Source organism: Bradyrhizobium sp. WSM1743, assembly GCF_000473065.1.
Lineage (GTDB): Bacteria > Pseudomonadota > Alphaproteobacteria > Rhizobiales > Xanthobacteraceae > Bradyrhizobium.
Map to the genome: position 1 here is coordinate 119,866 of NZ_AXAZ01000008.1, position 16,862 is coordinate 136,727.

Below are 16,862 nucleotides of genomic sequence, written 5' to 3' on the forward strand. Positions count from 1 at the left end.
TCTGCCGTGGCAATTTCGCCTGCGAATAACAAGACTTTCGGGAGCCCCTCGCCGCATGACCTCCGTGACTGACGACCTGCCGCTGGCGGCGGATTTTCCCAAGGCGAGCGTCGAAGACTGGCGCAAGCTGGTCGACGGCGTGCTGAAGGGCGCGCCGTTCGAGAAGCTGGTCGGCAAGACCTATGATGGCATCAAGATCGATCCGCTCTATCCGCGCACCGAGGGCGTTGCGCCCGTGGTGGGACGGCCAGCGGCGGCGCCGTGGCAGATCGTGCAGCGGATCGACCATCCCGACGCGGCGCTCGCGAATGCGCAGGCCCTGCAGGATCTGGAGAACGGCGCGACGGGGCTTGCGCTGGTGTTCGCCGGCGGCAGCGGCGCCCATGGTTTCGGTCTGGAACCGACGGCGGATGCTGTCGCAAAGGTCCTGAAGAATATTCATCTTGACGCCGGGATCGGCATCGAACTCCAGATCGGTCCGCAATCGCGGATGGCCGCGATCCATGTCGCGGAATATGTGAAGAGCCGGGGTCTCGACCCCGCGTCCTGCAACATCCGCTTCGGGCTCGATCCGCTCGCGGCCGGTGCGGTGTGGGGCCACAGCCCTTATAGCTGGGACGAGATCGTTCCCGCCGTCACCGGCGCGATCAAGGGGCTTGCTGCGCTAGGCTTCAAAGGGCCGTTTGCCTCGGCCGATGGGCGCGTGATCCATGATGCCGGTGGTTCGGAAGTGCAGGAGCTCGCCTTCGTGCTGGCCTGCGGCGTCGCCTATCTGCGCGCCGTCGAAGCTGCCGGCGTCCCCCTCGAGCAGGCACAGGGCATGGTCTATGCCCGGCTCGCCGCCGATGCCGACCAGTTCCTGACAATGGCCAAATTCCGCGCGCTGCGGCTGTTGTGGGCGCGCATCGAGACGGCTTGCGGGCTCGCGCCAAAGCCGTTGTTCATTGCCGCCGATACGGCCTGGCGCATGCTGACGCAGCGCGACCCCTACGTGAACATGCTGCGCGCGACCATGGCGACGTTCGCGGCGGGACTCGCCGGCGCCAATGCCATCACCGTGCTGCCGCACACGCTCGCGCTGGGTCTGCCCGATCCGTTCGCGCGCCGCGTGGCGCGCAACACGCAGCTTCTGCTGCTGGAGGAGAGCAACCTCGCCAAGGTCAGCGATCCCGCGGCGGGCGTAGGCGGCATCGAGACGCTGACCGCGCAGCTCTGCGAGGCCGCCTGGGCCCTGTTCCAGGAGAGCGAGAGAGCCGGCGGCGCCTTCGCGGCGCTTCAGCGGGGCGTGTTCCAGAGCAAGGTTGCGGTAACGCGCAAGGCGCGCGAGGCCAATATCGCAAAGCGCCGTGACGTGTTGACCGGCGCCAGCGAGTTTCCGAACCTGCATGAGAGCGAAGCCACCGTACTGGAGGCGACACCGATCACGCTCGCTCCCTACGGCGAGCCAAAATACAAATTCGAAGCGTTGCCGCCGATCCGGCTGGCGCAACCATTCGAGGCGCTGCGCGACAAATCCGATGCGGCCTTGAAGGTGCGGGGCACGCGGCCAAAGGTGTTCCTGGCCAATCTCGGCACGCCCGCCGATTTCACGGCGCGGGCGACCTTCGCCAAGAGCTTCTTCGAAGCGGGAGGCATCCAGGCCGTCGACAGCGAGGGCTTTGCCGATCCGGCCAAGCTCGCAGCCGCATTCGAGGCCTCAGGTGCGGAGCTTGCCTGCCTCTGTTCCAGTGACAAGGTCTATGCCGGTCAGGCGGAACCCGCCGCCCGGGCCCTGCAAACGGCAGGCAGCAGACATATCTATCTGGCAGGCCGCCCGACCGATGCCGAGGCGGCGCTGCGTGCGGCCGGCGTCACGGGCTTTGTCTTCGCCGGAGGCGATGCGCTTGCGATCCTGCAAGACGCCTATCGACGGATGGAGCAGCCATGACCGAAACCGGCAAACCCGTTCTCACCGGCGGCTGCCAATGCGGGGCGGTGCGCTTTGCAGTCATGACGGCACCGACCAGGATTTCGATCTGCCATTGCCGGATGTGCCAGAAGGCGAGCGGAGCGCCATTCGCCTCCTTCGCCGACGTCAACAAGACGGACTTTGCCTGGACGAAGGGGCAGCCCTCGTTCTTCCGCTCTTCCACCATCGCCCAGCGCGGCTTTTGCCCTGGCTGCGGCACGCCGCTGAGCTTCGGCCGCATCGACGGCGACAGGATCGAGATCATGACCGGCACCTTCGACCATCCCGACCGCGTCATCCCGACGCGGCAGTTCGGCACTGAATCCCGCCTCGGCTGGGTGGTCGGTATCGCCAATTTGCCGAGCCAGACCACGCAGCAGAATTACGGACCGGAGAAGATGGCGACCATCGTCAGCTATCAGCATCCGGATCATGATTGAGCGCCTATGATATGGTTGAAGCCATGAGCCGCATTCCCAATTTCGCCGATGTCGCCTTCGAGCGGACCGCAACCGCAGCTCCAGCCGGCAGCGCCGAGCCATGGCTGACGCCCGAGGGCATTCTGGTGAAGCCCGCTTATGGCGAGGCGGATCTGGCCGGGCTCGATTTCCTCGAGACCTATCCGGGCATCGCGCCCTACCTGCGCGGCCCCTACCCGACCATGTATGTCAACCAGCCCTGGACCGTCAGGCAGTATGCCGGCTTCTCCACGGCTGAGGATTCCAACGCGTTCTATCGCCGCAATCTCGCGGCCGGACAGAAGGGCCTCTCGGTCGCCTTCGATCTCGCCACCCATCGCGGCTATGACTCCGATCATCCGCGGGTCGGCGGCGATGTCGGCATGGCGGGCGTCGCTATCGATTCCATCTACGACATGCGCACGCTGTTCGCGGGCATTCCGCTCGACCAGATGAGCGTGTCCATGACCATGAATGGCGCGGTGCTGCCGATCCTCGCGCTCTATGTCGCCGCCGCTGAGGAACAGGGCGTGCCGCCGGAGAAGCTCTCAGGCACCATTCAGAACGACATTCTGAAAGAGTTCATGGTGCGCAACACCTACATCTATCCGCCGGCGCCCTCGATGCGGATCATCTCGGACATCTTCGCCTACACTTCGCAAAAGATGCCGAAATACAACTCGATCTCGATCTCCGGCTATCACATGCAGGAGGCTGGCGCGACGCAGGACCTCGAGCTCGCCTATACGCTCGCCGACGGCGTCGAATACTTACGTGCCGGCCTTGCCGCCGGCCTCGACGTCGACCGCTTTGCGCCGCGGCTGTCGTTCTTCTGGGCGATCGGCATGAACTTCTTCATGGAAGTCGCCAAGCTGCGCGCGGCGCGCCTGCTGTGGGCGAAGCTGCTCAAACCGTTCAATCCGAAGGACCCACGCTCGCTGTCGCTGCGCACGCACAGCCAAACGTCCGGCTGGTCGCTGACCGCGCAGGACGTCTTCAACAATGTGATGCGCACCACCGTGGAAGCGATGGCGGCGACGCAAGGCCACACGCAGTCGCTCCACACCAACGCGCTTGACGAGGCGCTGGCGCTGCCGACTGATTTCTCGGCGCGCATCGCCCGCAACACCCAGCTCTTCCTCCAACAGGAAAGCGGCACCACCCGCATCATCGATCCCTGGGGCGGCTCCTACTACGTCGAGCGGCTCACGCGCGACCTCGCGGCCAAGGCGTGGAGCCATATCCAGGAGGTCGAGGAGCTCGGCGGCATGGCAAAGGCCATCGAAGCCGGCGTGCCCAAGCTGCGCATCGAGGAGGCCTCGGCCAAGACCCAGGCCCGCATCGATGCCGGCAAGCAGGCGGTAATCGGCGTCAACAAGTACAAGCCGACCGACGAGGACAGAATCGAGATCCTGAAGGTCGACAACACCAATGTCCGCCGGCTTCAGATCGACAAGCTCAAGCGGCTGAAAGCCGAACGCAACCAGAAGGACGTCGATGCCGCGCTTGCGGCGATCACGCGTTCGGCCGGCGAAGGCAATGGCAATCTGCTGGCGCTCGCCATCGACGCGGCACGCGCGAAGGCGACCGTCGGCGAAATCTCCGATGCGATGGAAAAGGTGTTCGGCCGGCACCGCGCCGAAATAAAATCCATCACCGGCGTCTACAAGCGGGAGGCGTCCAGCATGGGCAGCCAGGTCGAGAAGGTTCAGGCGCTGATCGACGCCTTCGAGGAGGCCGAGGGCCGCCGTCCGCGCATCCTGGTCGCCAAGATCGGCCAGGACGGCCACGACCGCGGCCAGAAGGTGATCGCATCGGCGTTCGCCGATATCGGCTTCGACGTCGACATCGGGCCGCTGTTTGCCACCGCGGACGAAGCCGCGCGGCAAGCGGTTGAGAACGACGTGCACATCCTCGGCGTCTCCTCGCTCGCTGCCGCCCACCTCATCGCCGTGCCGGAGCTGAAGGCCGCGCTGAAGAAGCAGGGCCGCGACGACATCATGATCATCGTCGGCGGCGTGGTGCCGCCGCAGGATTACGATGCGCTCTATGCCGCCGGTGCTGAGGCCATCTTCCCGCCCGGGACCGTGATCGCGGACGCAGCCGAGGAGCTGATCCGCAAGCTGAACGCGCGGCTCGGGCATAGCGAGGCGGCGGAGTAGATGGTAGACTGGCCGTGACCGGCCAGGTGTGTCCATGTCACGTGACGAAATCATCGCTGCGATACGCAAGAACGCGGACGCCATCAAAGGCAAAGGCGTATCGAAGCTTGCCATTCTTGGCTCGCGGGCCGGCGAAGATTACGGCGTTGACAGCGATATCGACATTCTGGTCGAGGTCGAACCGGAGACCTCGTTCTCGCTACTCAACCTGATCGATGTCGAGCACATCATCGAGGACGCCACCGGCCTCCAGACGCAGGCAACCGTTCGCCGCTTGATGTCCCCTCGCTTTGCGCCACACAGCGCAGACGACATTCTGGAAATATTCTGACGCTCACGCAGGAGCACTATCCTTGAAGTTCATGACCGGTTTGAGCGTCGCCCTGGCGCTCAGCGCAACGTGCGTGCTTTCCGCCCGCGCCGCCGATCCAAGACCCGACGCCATCATCAAGACCAAGAGCATCGAGGCGCGCATCCTCCTTGACGACAAGATCAAGGCGGACGCGGCTCTGGCGGCGGATTGTCTCGCGGAGGGCAAGAGATGGCTCGACAAGAACGCGGCCGAGGCCGCCGCCTCGCGCAAAGCCGATCCGCAGTTCTTTAAGGAAGGCGGCTGGGAATTTGAGCGCAAATATGAGATCCGCTCCGTTGTTGCCGACCGTTACGTCAGCATCCTCCGCAACGACTACATGAACACAAGCGGCGCGCATCCCAATTCGGACGTGAACACGATCCTGTGGGACAGGACAACGACCAAGCGCATCTCGATCCGCCCGTTCTTCACCGAGACCGCCGATGGCGGCCCCACCATGAAGGCGATGGTGAAGGCCGCGATCGCCTCGCTCAAGGTGGAGAAAAAGAAGCGCGACACCAGCGAGACCGCGACCGACGAGTGGTTCAAAGGCGTGGAGCCGAACCTGCTCAAGGTCGGCGCGGTGACGCTGGCGCCGTCAACTGAAGCGGGCAAGAGCTCCGGTCTCACCTTCCACTATCCGCCCTGCGCCGTCGGTCCCTACGCCGAAGGCGAGTATGTCGCCTTCGTGCCGTGGGAGACGCTGAAGCCTTACCTCACCGCGGAAGGCACGCGCATCTTCGGCGGCGCGCGGCCGAAGGGCGACGCGGAGGAGCCCTGAGCGATCGCTAACTGGATCGCGCCAGCGTCCGCGCAAGTGAGTCCGTCCAATCCGGAATCCAGGACGCAAACAAGGCTTGCCATCGATCGGCGTCCGCAGGTTCGGTATCGAGGATGACCGACCATTCGATGAGGGTGCGGTCGCCCTCGACGATCGGGCGCAGATGCATGGTGCCCTGATAGCGCGTCGGCGCCGGCGTCTGACTTCCGTGATCTTGCGGATACGGCAATGCTTCGAGACCGGCATAGGTGAGGGTGTGCTGCAGGTCCGAGTGATCGACCAGGCGCTGGCGAATCCAGTTTCCGAGATAGCAGAACCGCCTGATGGCGCCGACTTCATCGCCGCGCTTGTCGTCTTCGATCACGCTCTCACTCACGCCGTCGATATAGGCGGGATAGTTGTTGAAATCGCGGATCAGCGACCAGACGTCATCCAGCGGCCGATCCAGCACGGCGCTGTAATAGGCTTGAGTCATCGATAGCTTGCCTTTGGCTTTCGTTACGCGCTGAGGTTGGCGAATCGCGCAGGCCAAACCCACCCGATTTCCGACTGGCCCATCCGATGGGCATGCTGTTTTCACACAACATGTCGATCTCCTTGGTAGCGCTACCTTGCGGCGGCGCTGCAAAGCCGACTAGAATGTCGCCATTGACACGAGCGCCCGGCGTCACGGGCGCCGCTGGGAGGCATTCAATGTCCAAGATTTCGCGCCGCACTTTTGCGGCTTCGACGGCCGCGGTCGCGGCATCCGCCGCTTTCGGGTTCAAGCCCGCACTCGCACAAGCCTATCCAGCTCGGCCGGTCACCGTGATCGTGCCCTGGGGCGCCGGCGGCGGCACCGATGCCACCGCGCGCATCGTCGCGGCGCTGCTGGAAAAGGACCTCGGCCAGCCCTTCAACGTCGTCAACCGCACGGGCGGCTCCGGCGTCGTCGGCCATAGCGCGATCGCGACCGCGCAGCCCGATGGCTACACCATCGGCATGCTGACCGTCGAAATCTCGATGATGCACTGGCAGGGCCTGACCGAGCTGACGCCGAGGAGCTACACCCCGCTGGCACTGATGAACGAGGACCCACCCGGCATCCAGGTCTCCTCCTCCTCGCCCTACAAGACTGTCAAGGAGCTCGCCGACGCGATCAAGGCGGCGCCTCCCGGCAAGTTCAAGGCTTCCGGCACCGGCCAGGGCGGCATTTGGCATCTCGCGCTGGTCGGCTGGATGCAGGCCATGGGCCTGCCCGCCAACCAGGTCGCCTGGGTGCCGTCGAACGGCGCGGCACCTGCGATGCAGGATCTCGCCGCCGGCGGCCTCGACCTCACCACCTGCTCGGTGCCCGAGGCGCGCGCCATCATCGAGGCGGGCAAGGCCAGGAGCCTCGCCATCATGGCCCCCGCGCGCAACCCGGTCTTCAAGGACGTGCCGACGCTGAAGGAGGCGCTGGGCATCGACTACGCGACGGGCGCCTGGCGCGGCATCGGCGCGCCCAAGAACCTGCCGCCGGAGATCGCAACCAAGCTGACCGCGGCGCTGAAGAAGGTCTACGACTCCGCCGAGTTCAAGGACTTCATGAGCAATCGTGGCTTCGGCACGGTGTGGGGCGATGCCGGCCAGTTTGCCAGCTTCATGGACAAGGGCGACGCCCAGATGGGCGAGGCAATGAAGGCGGCGGGATTGAGCAAAGCGTGATTATTCACCTCTCCCCGCTCGCGGGGAGAGGTCGAATTCGAGCTCTGTTCGAATTCGGGTGAGGGGGACTTTCCGCGAGTCCAACTCTCACCGTCAGCGCGGAAAGCCCCTCACCCCAACCCTCTCCCTGTAAGAACGGGGAGAGGGAGAAAAAAACTCCACAGGACCCCTCCCATGCGTCTTCCCGACTCCGTCACGGGATCGTTTCTCGTCGTGCTTGGCGCGGCTGCCGCTTATGGCGGCTACATCTTGCCGCCGGTGCCGGGGCAGCCGGTCGGCCCCAACGTGTTTCCGCTCGTGATCGGCTGCGGTCTTGCGCTGTGCGGGCTCGCCATCGTGTTCGGCATAGGCCATTCCTTCGAGGAAGAGGAAGAGCTGGTGCCGTTCGAGAACGGCCAGGCAGCCAGTCCGCCGCCGCAGAGTAAGCTCTACGGCCTGCGCGCCTTGCTGCCGCCGGCGCTGCTGCTGTTCTACGTCGCAGCCGCCGACCGGCTCGGCTTCATCATCACCGCTGCGATCATGGTCTACGTCACCTCGACCGCGCTCGGGGCCAAGTGGAAGCTGGCGCTGCCGCTCGCGGCGCTCTCGCCCTTCGCCATCCACCTCATTTTCGGCAAGCTGCTCCGCGTGCCGCTGCCCGCCGGCCTGTTGCCGACGCCCTGGTAATCCCATGCTGAAGACCCTGATTGATGCATTCGCGCTGATCTCCACCTGGGAGGTCATCATCGCGATGATCGCAGCCTCCGTGTACGGCCTCGTGATCGGCTCACTGCCGGGCTTGTCGGCGACGATGGCGACCGCCCTGCTCGTCCCCGTCACCTTCTATCTGTCGCCGATCGCGGCGATTGCGACCATCGTGGCGGCGTCCTCGATGGCGATCTTCTCGGGCGACATTCCGGGCGCGCTGCTGCGCATTCCCGGCACGCCCGCCTCCGCGGCCTATGCCGACGAGGCCTATGCCATGACCCGCAAGGGCCAAGCCGAGCTTGCGTTGGGTGCCGGCGTCTGGTTCTCGGCGGTCGGCGGTATCGCCGGCGTGCTGTCGCTGATGATCCTGGCGCCGCCGCTCGCCGAGATCGCGCTGTCGTTCTCGACCTTCGAATATTTCTGGCTGGCGCTGCTCGGCCTGATGTGCGCCACCCTGGTCGCGCGCTCCTCGCCGGTGAAGGCGATCGCCGGCATGTTCATCGGCCTGCTCGTCTCCTGCATCGGCATCGAGAATCCCGGCGGCATCCCGCGCTTCACCTTCGGCATTACCGATCTGTTCGGCGGCATCGAGCCGATCCCGGCGCTGGTCGGCGTGTTCGCGGTGGCGCAGGTGATGCGGGCGATGCTGACGCCGGAACCGCCGCCACTGCCGCGGCGAAGATTCGGAAGCATCATGGCCGGCCAGTGGAAGCTGACGAAGCTGTATCACTGGCAGATGACGCGCGGGAACATCGTCGGCATCATCATCGGCGTGCTTCCCGGCGCCGGCGCCGACATGGCGGCCTGGGTGTCCTACGCGATGTCGAAGCGCTTTTCCAAGGAGCCGGAAAAGTTCGGCACCGGCCATGTCGAGGGCCTGGTCGAGGCTGGCGCCAGCAACAATGCCAGCATCGCGTCCGGCTGGGTGCCCTCCCTGCTGTTCGGCATCCCCGGCGACACGATCGCGGCGATCGCGATCGGCGTGCTCTACATGAAGGGCCTCAATCCCGGCCCGACGCTGTTCACCGAGAAGGCGTCGAGCATGTACGCGATCTATCTGATGTTCATCATCGCGAACATCCTGATGATCCCGCTCGGCATCGCCATGATCCGCGTCGCCGCCTACATCCTGCTGGCGCCGCGCTCAACCGTGATGCCGATCATCATGCTGTGCTGCGCGGTCGGCTCGTTCGCGATCGGCAACAACATGTTCGGCGTCGTCACCGTCGCCGCCTTCGGCGTGATCGGCTATGTCATGGAGGCGAACGGCTATCCCGTCGCAGCGATGGTGCTCGGCATCGTGATGGGCACCATGGTCGAGCAGGCCTTCGTCACCTCGCTGATCAAGTCCGACGGCAGCGTGCTGCCGTTCTTCGAGCGCCCGGTCGCGGCGATCCTCGCCGCGATGGCGATCGGCGCCCTGCTCTGGCCGGTGATGGTTTGGGTGTGGCGCAAGGTGAAACCGATGCAGACAGCCGCGGCAACGACCCGGTGATATCGGGCGGGCGGCCCTCGCCTGACCCGCCGGGGCGTTGTAAAGCAGGGCATGACTGAGAAGAAGTCCTCGCTCGACATCAAGACCCTCGCCAAGGAGCTTCGCGCCGGCAGCCGCGCGGCGCTGGCGCGGGCGATCACGCTGGTGGAGAGCCGGCGCGGCGACCATCAGGCGCTGGCGCGGGAGCTGGTGCAGAAGCTGCTGCCGGACACCGGCAAGGCGTTTCGTGTCGGCATCACCGGCTCGCCCGGCGTCGGCAAATCCACCACCATCGATGCGCTCGGGACGTATCTGATCGAACAGGGCCACAAGGTCGCGGTGCTCGCGGTCGATCCGTCCTCGGCGCGCAGCGGCGGCTCGATCCTCGGCGACAAGACGCGGATGGCGCGCCTCGCGGCCTCCGACGATGCCTTCATCCGCCCCTCGCCGTCCTCGGGCACGCTCGGCGGCGTCGCCGCCAAGACGCGCGAGGCGATGCTCTTGTGCGAGGCGGCCGGCTTCGGCGTTGTGCTGGTCGAGACCGTCGGCATCGGCCAGTCCGAGACCGCAGTCTGCGACATGACCGATTTCTTCCTTGCCTTGATGCTGCCCGGCGGCGGCGACGAGTTGCAGGGCATCAAGAAAGGCCTGGTCGAACTCGCCGACATGATCGCCATCAACAAGGCTGACGGCGACAATCTCAAGCGTGCCAGGATCACCGCGGCCGATTATCGCGGCGCGCTGCAGATCTTGGCACCGCGATCCGAGCATTGGCATCCGCCGGTCGAGACCTATTCGGCACTGACAGGCGATGGAATCGCAAAGATCTGGCAGAAGGTTCTGGATCACCGGAAGGCGATGAACGCGTCAGGCGATTTCGCCGCGCGGCGGCGTGAGCAGCAGGTGAAGTGGATGTGGTCGATGCTGGAGCAGCGCATGCTGGCGCGGCTGCGCAGCGAGGCGTCGGTGCGGACGAAAGTCCGGAAGCTCGAGACCGAAGTTGCCGATGGCCATCTCACCCCGGCGCTCGCCGCCGAGCAGATCCTGGAGTTGCTGCAATGAGCAACAAGCTCCGCATTCTGCTCACCGGCTTCGGACCGTTTCCCGGCGCGCCCTATAACCCGACCCAGCCGCTGGTGGCGCGGCTGACGCAGCTGCGCCGGCCGGCGCTCGACGATGTCGAGCTGTCGAGCCACGTTTTCCCGGTCACCTACGCCGCGGTCGACCGCCAATTGCCTGACGTGCTCGCCGCGCAAAAGCCCGACGCGCTCCTGATGTTCGGCCTCGCCGCCCGCACGCCTTACCTGCGCATCGAGACCCGCGCGCGCAACGCGGTCACAATGCTCTGGCCCGATGCCGCCAACACCCGCTCCAGCAAGCGCGGCATCGTCGGCCATGCTGACGCGATGACGTTCGGTCCGCATACCGCAAGGCTGCTGCGCGCGGCACGCCTCACCGGCATCGACGCGCGCCCCTCGCGCGATGCCGGCGCCTATCTCTGCAATTACTTAAGCTGGCGCGCGATCGAGAACGTGAGGGCCGGCGGGCCGCGGCTCGCGGCATTCATCCACATTCCCTTGCTTGCGCGGAGCGGCGCAGCCCGGCGCAAGGGCGCGCCGCGGATCACGCTGGAGGAACTGGTGGACGCGGGGGAAGCCATGCTGATGGAGATGGTGCGGCTGGCAAGGCAGTCACGCAGCCCGATTGCGTAAACATTTAACCCTACCGCGAACAATCCTCACGGCACCGGCCGCGCTGCGCTACCAAACCGCTGCGGACACCTCCCGCGTCCGCCGGAGGACGCGTCATGGACCTCAATCGCCGTCACCTCATCGGAGCCTCAACCGCAGGCATCGCCGGCGCGCTGGCTATGCCTGTTGACGCCGCGCGCGCGGCGCCGCTGACGTCCCTGCTCGGCCGCGATGCCACACAATACGGCGTGCGGCCCGGCAGCAGCGAGGATCAGACGCGCGCGCTGCAGCGCGCGATCGACGAGGCCGCGCGGGCGCAAATGCCGCTGGCGCTGCCACCCGGCGTCTACCGCAGCGGATTGCTGCGCCTGCCGAACGGCGCGCAACTGATCGGCGTGCGCGGTGCGACCAGGCTGGTCTTCACCGGCGGGGCCTCGGCGATCCAGAGCGACGGCTCCGATGCCATCGGCCTCACCGGCCTCACCTTCGACGGCGGCAATATCCCACTGCCCCCGCGGCGCGGATTGATCCATGTCCTCGGGAGCCGCGACGTCCGCATCGCCGATTGCGAGATCACGAACTCGGGCGGCAGCGGCATCTGGCTCGAGCAGGTCGCCGGCGAGATCTCCGGTAGTATCTTCACCAACATCGCGGTGACCGCCGTCGTCTCGTTCGACGCCAGGGGCCTCAGCGTCTCCCGCAACACGATTCTCGGCACCAATGACAACGGCATCGAGATCCTGCGCACCGCGATCGGCGACGACGGCACGCTGGTCGCCGACAACCGCATCGAGGAGATCAAGGCCGGCCCTGGCGGCTCGGGCCAATACGGCAATGCCATCAACGCTTTCCGCGCCGGCAACGTGATCGTGCGCGGTAACCGCATCAAGAATTGCGATTACTCGGCGGTGCGCGGCAACTCCGCCTCGAACATCCACATCAGCGGCAACAGCGTCAGCGACGTGCGCGAGGTCGCGCTCTATTCGGAGTTCGCGTTCGAGGCCGCGGTGATCGCCAACAACACCGTCGACGGCGCAGCCGTCGGCGTCTCCGTCTGCAATTTCAACGAAGGCGGCCGCATCGCGGTGGTCCAGGGCAACATCATCCGCAATCTGATCCCGAAGCGGCCGATCGGGACCGCGCCGGACGACGATGCCGGCGTCGGCATCTACATCGAAGCGGATTCTTCGGTGACCGGCAATGTAATCGAGAACGCGCCGTCCTACGGCATCGTCGCCGGCTGGGGCAAATATCTGCGCGACGTTGCAATCACGGGGAACGTGATCCGCAAGGCGCTGGCCGGCGTCGGCGTCTCCGTGGTGCCGGGCGCCGGCACCGCGCTCGTCAACAACAACATGATCTCGGAAACGCCGCGAGGCGCCGTGGTCGGGCTCGACCACGCGCGTGCCGTGACGTCGGATCTGTCGGCCGAAGGGGCGCAACGGTTCGCGCAGGTGGTGGTCGGCGGCAATGCGGTGCGGCGTTAGAACGCGTTCCGCAGCAGCGGGTACTTCGCTTCCAGGCCGTCGAGGCTGAGGGTGAACTCGACGACGCGCTCGGGGGCCGCAACGATTTCAGTGGCGGGCGGGGAGAACTGCGGCAGGAGTGTTGCCATGGCAGCAGGCGTGACGCTCGGCGCCGTGGCAACAGGCAAGGTAAGCGGTGCCGTCGCAGCGGGCGCCGGGCGCGGTGTGATTGGAGCAAGCGGCGCGATCGGGGCTTCGGTGATCTCCGCGAGTACGTCCGGTTTCGGATCGAGCCTGATCGGCATGGCGGTCTCGGGAGCGATATGAACGGCCTTGGGCTGCACGGTCTGCGCCTGCTGCTCGCGTGGCGCCATGCGGGGCATGGTCGCCGGCGACCAACCGAATGCGGGCGTCACACTCGCAGCCGCCTCGGCGACATCCCCGCCGGTTGCCAGCGCGCGCCACGTCTGGACGGCACGCTTGGCTTCCTGGATGTTTTCGAGGAACGCGATCTCGGAATGATAGCGGCGCCAGCGGCCGGTCTCGAACATCTCGGAGAGATGTTGCAGGCGCTGCTCGGCGAGAGCGCACCAATGTGCCGCGATGTGGCGGCTGCGAGCCGCGTCGCGAACAAACCCTTGGCGATGTGTCATGAACCAGCCCGTCAGGAGAGAATACGGACGCGGGGACGCAACGCACACGAATCAATTTAGACGCGACATGAATATTTTGTGGAAAAGTTTTGACTTGTCCAGCAACGACACGGCATTCGTCATCAAACACCGTAGTCGTGCGGTGATTTGCTGTGTTTTCGAGTCAAGCTTCGCACAAGCATAACGGACTTGCGGCGCGTTGTGCGAGCGACGGCGATCAAAGCTCCGGCGATCTTCAACCGCAAGCTGAACGAATGCGAAGCCTCAAAAAATCGGACGCCCCAAAAAGAAAAGACCCGTCCGGGGGGACAACCGGACGGGTCGAGCCATATGGGCGCTTGGGGTGGATGGGCGCTCGCGCCTGATATGACTGATGGGGAGGGATGACCGCTCCCACATCAGTTGGTCGTGGCAGCTGGCTGAACGTTCAATGCGGGGTTCGCTTTTTTGACCTTCGGCCTCTCGCGCATCATTGACGCAGCCGCTATCGCGTCGCCGGCCTATCTGCCTGAGAAACCGTGGATTTATCTTCCGTGCTGGACAGCGAGGGTTGCTCGATCGCACGGCTGCCGGGCTCGTCGCGACGCTTGCCCGCGTCTTCACGTTTTGTTGTACCGGAGGCAGCCGCAACCGGCGTCGCGCTGTCGGCGGGAACAGCCATGACCGCGGCAAATGCGTCGGCCTGACCGTCGCCGAAAAGGTCGTCACGCCCGGGTGAGCCGAGGTCGCGCGCGGTCCTTGCCAGCGTCATGCGCAGCGCTTCCGGCTTCAGAGTGTAGTTGCGCTCGAGCAGCAGCGCCGCGACGCCAGAGACATAGGCGGCCGAGAACGAGGTTCCCGACGTCATCTGGTATTTGCCGTCGGGCGCCGGCAGGAAGATATCGACGCCGGGGGCTGCGATCGCGATGTAGTTGCCGCGGTTGGAGGCGGAGAACAGCCTGTCCTGCTGATCCGTCGCGCTGACCGCGATCACATTGGGGTTGGCTGCCGGATAGAGCGGCGGCGATTTCGCGCCGGCATTGCCGGCGGCTGCGATCAGCACGAGGCCACGCGCGGCCGTCGCCGCGATCGCGCGCTCGATCACCGCGTCCTTTGGACCGGCAAAGCTCATATTCACGATCTGCGCACCGTGCTCGGCGGCGTAATTCAGGGAGCGCAGGATGATGTAGGACGAGCTCTCGGCGCCGCCATTGGCGCCGCCGAAGGCCCGGATGGCGATGATCCGCGCCTCAGGCGCGCTGCCCATGAGACGCGCATGCGCCACGATGGCCCCGGCGATGCCGGTGCCATGGACGTGCGGCCCCTCGGCACTGCCGAGCGCGTCGAAATTGTCGGCGACGGAATTGGCGAGCTCGGGATGCTTGGCGTCGATGCCGGAATCGATCACGGCGATCGTGACATTGGCTCCATGCGCCAGCGTATGCGCCTGCGGCAGGCGGAGCTTCGTCAGCGCATATTGCGCGGGATCGCCCTCGGTCGTCCCCGACGATTTCTGGTCCTGGAGCACGTAGCGGAAGTTTGGTTGGAGCGAGCGCACGCTGCCGTCGGCCGCGAATTCGCGCCGCACCGTCTCGTACGGCCGGCCGTCGGTGATGCGGAACAGGCCGAACGTGGCTCCAATCAGCGGGAAGTTCTCGGAGGCGACGCGGGTCAGGCCGTGGCGACGCGCCAACTCGTCGGCCTCGGCCGACGACAGCGCACCGTCGATCTCGGCGACGAATTCGCCGGCGAAGCTGCGCTGGTTCGCCGCGACCGGCGTGTTGTTGCCACGCCCCTTGCCGGCGCTTTTCTTGCCTGGTTTTCCAGTGCCCTCGCCGCCTGCGTTCGGTTGGCCTGTGCACTCGCCGTCGGCATCGCGATAGGGAGCGGTGCAGGCCGGATAGAGGTTCGGCGAATAGCGCGCATAGGGCAGCACCGGCGTCGTCGGCCGTACGCGCGACGTCGTGGTGTGGGGAATGGTCGCCATCGTCCGCGGGCCGCGGTCGACGCTGACCGCGCGCGCAGCGACACTGGGGCTGACCCGCGGGGTAATGCTCGGAGTGATGGTCGGCGTGCGCGAGGGAACGCTGATCGGCGTGCGCATGATCGCCTGCGCCTGCGCAACCTCGACGCCGAGACAGGAGGCGACCAGAAGCGCGGCGCCGACCGATGAAGCGTAGGCCCCGGCGCGCACCCTGCTCTCGGATTTGCCCGTCATCGGCTCAGCGGCGCGCCTAGGGCGCCGCGACGGCGAGGTTGACGAACTTCTCGCGCTGTATCCTGCCGAGCAGCGAGGCGAGCTCGTCCTGGCTCATCGCCTTGTCGAACTGGAGGCGGAACATGCCGCCCTTGGCATCGCCGATGATCGACGCCTGGTAGCTGTCGAGCAGCGCGGTGATGTCGGCGACGCGCGCCTCCGGCGTGAAGCGCACCAGCGCGCGCGCCGGCGCGGCCGTGCTACCGAGCTCGCGTGTGATCGGCGCGCTGGTCGAGAGCGAAGCCGTCTGGAAGGTCGCCGGCTGGTTCTTCATCAGCACGGCCCCGATGATCCCGGCCTGCAGCACGAGCGCGACGGCGCCGAGGCTTGCGGACCACGCCAACGTGCGCGGCGACAGGCTCGCGAAGAAGGTCGAGATGCGCGCCGACAGCGGCAGCGAACCGCTCGCCCGTGCCGGCTCGGCGTCGATCGCGGCGAACAGCTTCTGCATCGCGCGCGCCGACGGCGCCCCCAAGCTCTCGTTCAGATGGATGGTCTCTTCGTATTCGCCGCGGATTGCGGCATATTGCTTGGCCATCTCGGGATCGCGTGCCAGCGCTTCCTCGACACGGCGCGCATCGCGCGCGTTCAGCGTGCCGGCGGCGTGCCAGGGCAGCAGCAGTTCAATTTCACTGGGCTCTTGCTCCAGCATCTTCTTGCTCAAAGCCATCATGGCCAGCCTCGCTCAACGCCGGCTGCCTTCAGCAGTTCGGCCAGTTTCTTGCGCGCATAGAACAAGCGCGTCTTCACAGTGTTCCCCGGGATCCCGACGATTTCGGCCACCTCTTCCACGGATTTCTCGTGGTAGTAGACGAGATCGACGATCTCCCGGTGTTCCGGCGAGAGCCCCGTCAGACACTCCCGCAACGCCTCACTGGTATCCTTCTTCTGCACCACCGTTTCCGGATCGTCGGACGTGTCCTCGATCGCGTTGGCGGCTTCTTCGTCCAGCTCGAAATCCTTCCTGCGCCGGAGCGCAGACAGGGCCTTGAATCGGGTGATTGCCAGCAGCCAGGTGGAAACGGCGGACCGGCCCTCGAACTTGCCGGCTTGACGCCAGACGTCGAGAAACACCTCGCTGATGAGGTCTTCCGCCGCCTGCTCGTCCCGCACGAGCCTCAGTCCGAACCTGTAGACCCTGACATGGTGCCGCCCGTACAGCACCTGCATGGCGAGCCGGTCACCTTGAGCGATCCTGGCGATCAGGATCTCGTCCGAAGCCGCCTGTGTCACGCTCAATGGCCGTCTCGCAAAGTTGGTCGGGTCGA

At 65.9% G+C, this 16,862-nt stretch carries 16 protein-coding genes; 11 read left to right on the forward strand and 5 right to left on the reverse strand.

Annotated elements, in window-relative coordinates; translation table 11 throughout:
* Positions 1 to 55 precede the first annotated feature (55 nt).
* From YU9_RS0106695 to YU9_RS0106715, 5 genes are read left to right on the forward strand one after another with little or no spacing between them, the layout of a single operon-like run.
* Entirely contained in the window at positions 56 to 1,927 is a 1,872-nt protein-coding gene (locus YU9_RS0106695) for a methylmalonyl-CoA mutase family protein (RefSeq protein WP_027572096.1), read from the forward strand.
* Entirely contained in the window at positions 1,924 to 2,388 is a 465-nt protein-coding gene (locus YU9_RS0106700) for a GFA family protein (RefSeq protein ID WP_027572097.1), read from the forward strand. Before YU9_RS0106695 ends, YU9_RS0106700 begins: the two co-directional genes overlap by 4 nt.
* 23 nt (positions 2,389 to 2,411) lie before the next feature.
* The gene (gene scpA / locus YU9_RS0106705) at positions 2,412 to 4,568 is read left to right on the forward strand and encodes a methylmalonyl-CoA mutase (protein ID WP_027572098.1); all 2,157 of its coding nucleotides are present in this window, start codon (positions 2,412 to 2,414) and stop codon (positions 4,566 to 4,568) included.
* A 34-nt stretch (positions 4,569 to 4,602) separates the two neighbouring features.
* A complete protein-coding gene (locus YU9_RS0106710; RefSeq protein WP_027572099.1) occupies positions 4,603 to 4,899 on the forward strand; it encodes a nucleotidyltransferase family protein in 297 nt (98 codons plus the stop codon).
* Positions 4,900 to 4,930: 31 nt separating this feature from the next.
* On the forward strand, positions 4,931 to 5,701 hold the full coding sequence (locus YU9_RS0106715) for a DUF3298 and DUF4163 domain-containing protein (protein ID WP_036017123.1): 771 nt from the start codon (positions 4,931 to 4,933) through the stop codon (positions 5,699 to 5,701).
* 7 nt (positions 5,702 to 5,708) lie between these two features.
* On the opposite strand, the gene YU9_RS0106720 is transcribed toward YU9_RS0106715, so the two are convergent.
* Positions 5,709 to 6,233 carry an SRPBCC family protein gene (locus tag YU9_RS0106720; RefSeq protein WP_245266315.1) on the reverse strand — a complete coding sequence of 175 codons (525 nt, stop codon included), beginning with the start codon at positions 6,231 to 6,233 and terminating at the stop codon, positions 5,709 to 5,711.
* Positions 6,234 to 6,394: 161 nt separating this feature from the next.
* Between YU9_RS0106720 and YU9_RS0106725 the strand changes: the two genes are divergently transcribed.
* The 6 genes from YU9_RS0106725 to YU9_RS0106750 all read left to right on the forward strand — a co-directional run bounded on the left by YU9_RS0106725 (position 6,395) and on the right by YU9_RS0106750 (position 12,726).
* On the forward strand, positions 6,395 to 7,387 hold the full coding sequence (locus tag YU9_RS0106725; protein ID WP_027572102.1) for a tripartite tricarboxylate transporter substrate binding protein: 993 nt from the start codon (positions 6,395 to 6,397) through the stop codon (positions 7,385 to 7,387).
* 174 nt (positions 7,388 to 7,561) lie between these two features.
* Positions 7,562 to 8,053: a tripartite tricarboxylate transporter TctB family protein gene (locus tag YU9_RS0106730; protein WP_027572103.1), complete on the forward strand. Its 492-nt coding sequence runs from the start codon at positions 7,562 to 7,564 to the stop codon at positions 8,051 to 8,053.
* A 4-nt stretch (positions 8,054 to 8,057) separates the two neighbouring features.
* Entirely contained in the window at positions 8,058 to 9,569 is a 1,512-nt protein-coding gene (locus YU9_RS0106735; protein WP_027572104.1) for a tripartite tricarboxylate transporter permease, read from the forward strand.
* Between the two features lie 51 nt (positions 9,570 to 9,620).
* Positions 9,621 to 10,610: a methylmalonyl Co-A mutase-associated GTPase MeaB gene (gene meaB / locus YU9_RS0106740; RefSeq protein WP_027572105.1), complete on the forward strand. Its 990-nt coding sequence runs from the start codon at positions 9,621 to 9,623 to the stop codon at positions 10,608 to 10,610.
* Positions 10,607 to 11,260, forward strand: coding sequence for a pyroglutamyl-peptidase I (locus tag YU9_RS0106745; RefSeq protein ID WP_027572106.1), 654 nt, complete (start codon positions 10,607 to 10,609; stop codon positions 11,258 to 11,260). Before meaB ends, YU9_RS0106745 begins: the two co-directional genes overlap by 4 nt.
* 95 nt (positions 11,261 to 11,355) lie before the next feature.
* The gene (locus YU9_RS0106750; RefSeq protein WP_027572107.1) at positions 11,356 to 12,726 is read left to right on the forward strand and encodes a TIGR03808 family TAT-translocated repetitive protein; all 1,371 of its coding nucleotides are present in this window, start codon (positions 11,356 to 11,358) and stop codon (positions 12,724 to 12,726) included.
* Here the strand turns inward: YU9_RS0106750 and YU9_RS0106755 are convergent.
* The 4 genes from YU9_RS0106755 to YU9_RS0106770 form a co-directional block, all read right to left on the reverse strand.
* Positions 12,723 to 13,358 carry a TIGR03809 family protein gene (locus YU9_RS0106755; RefSeq protein ID WP_051380354.1) on the reverse strand — a complete coding sequence of 212 codons (636 nt, stop codon included), beginning with the start codon at positions 13,356 to 13,358 and terminating at the stop codon, positions 12,723 to 12,725. The genes YU9_RS0106750 and YU9_RS0106755 overlap by 4 nt on opposite strands.
* 484 nt (positions 13,359 to 13,842) lie before the next feature.
* On the reverse strand, positions 13,843 to 15,555 hold the full coding sequence (locus YU9_RS0106760) for a S8 family serine peptidase (protein ID WP_027572109.1): 1,713 nt from the start codon (positions 15,553 to 15,555) through the stop codon (positions 13,843 to 13,845).
* A 16-nt stretch (positions 15,556 to 15,571) separates the two neighbouring features.
* Positions 15,572 to 16,267: a hypothetical protein gene (locus tag YU9_RS0106765; RefSeq protein ID WP_027572110.1), complete on the reverse strand. Its 696-nt coding sequence runs from the start codon at positions 16,265 to 16,267 to the stop codon at positions 15,572 to 15,574.
* On the reverse strand, positions 16,264 to 16,833 hold the full coding sequence (locus YU9_RS0106770; protein ID WP_027572111.1) for a sigma-70 family RNA polymerase sigma factor: 570 nt from the start codon (positions 16,831 to 16,833) through the stop codon (positions 16,264 to 16,266). Before YU9_RS0106770 ends, YU9_RS0106765 begins: the two co-directional genes overlap by 4 nt.
* Between the last annotated feature and the right edge of the window lie 29 nt (positions 16,834 to 16,862).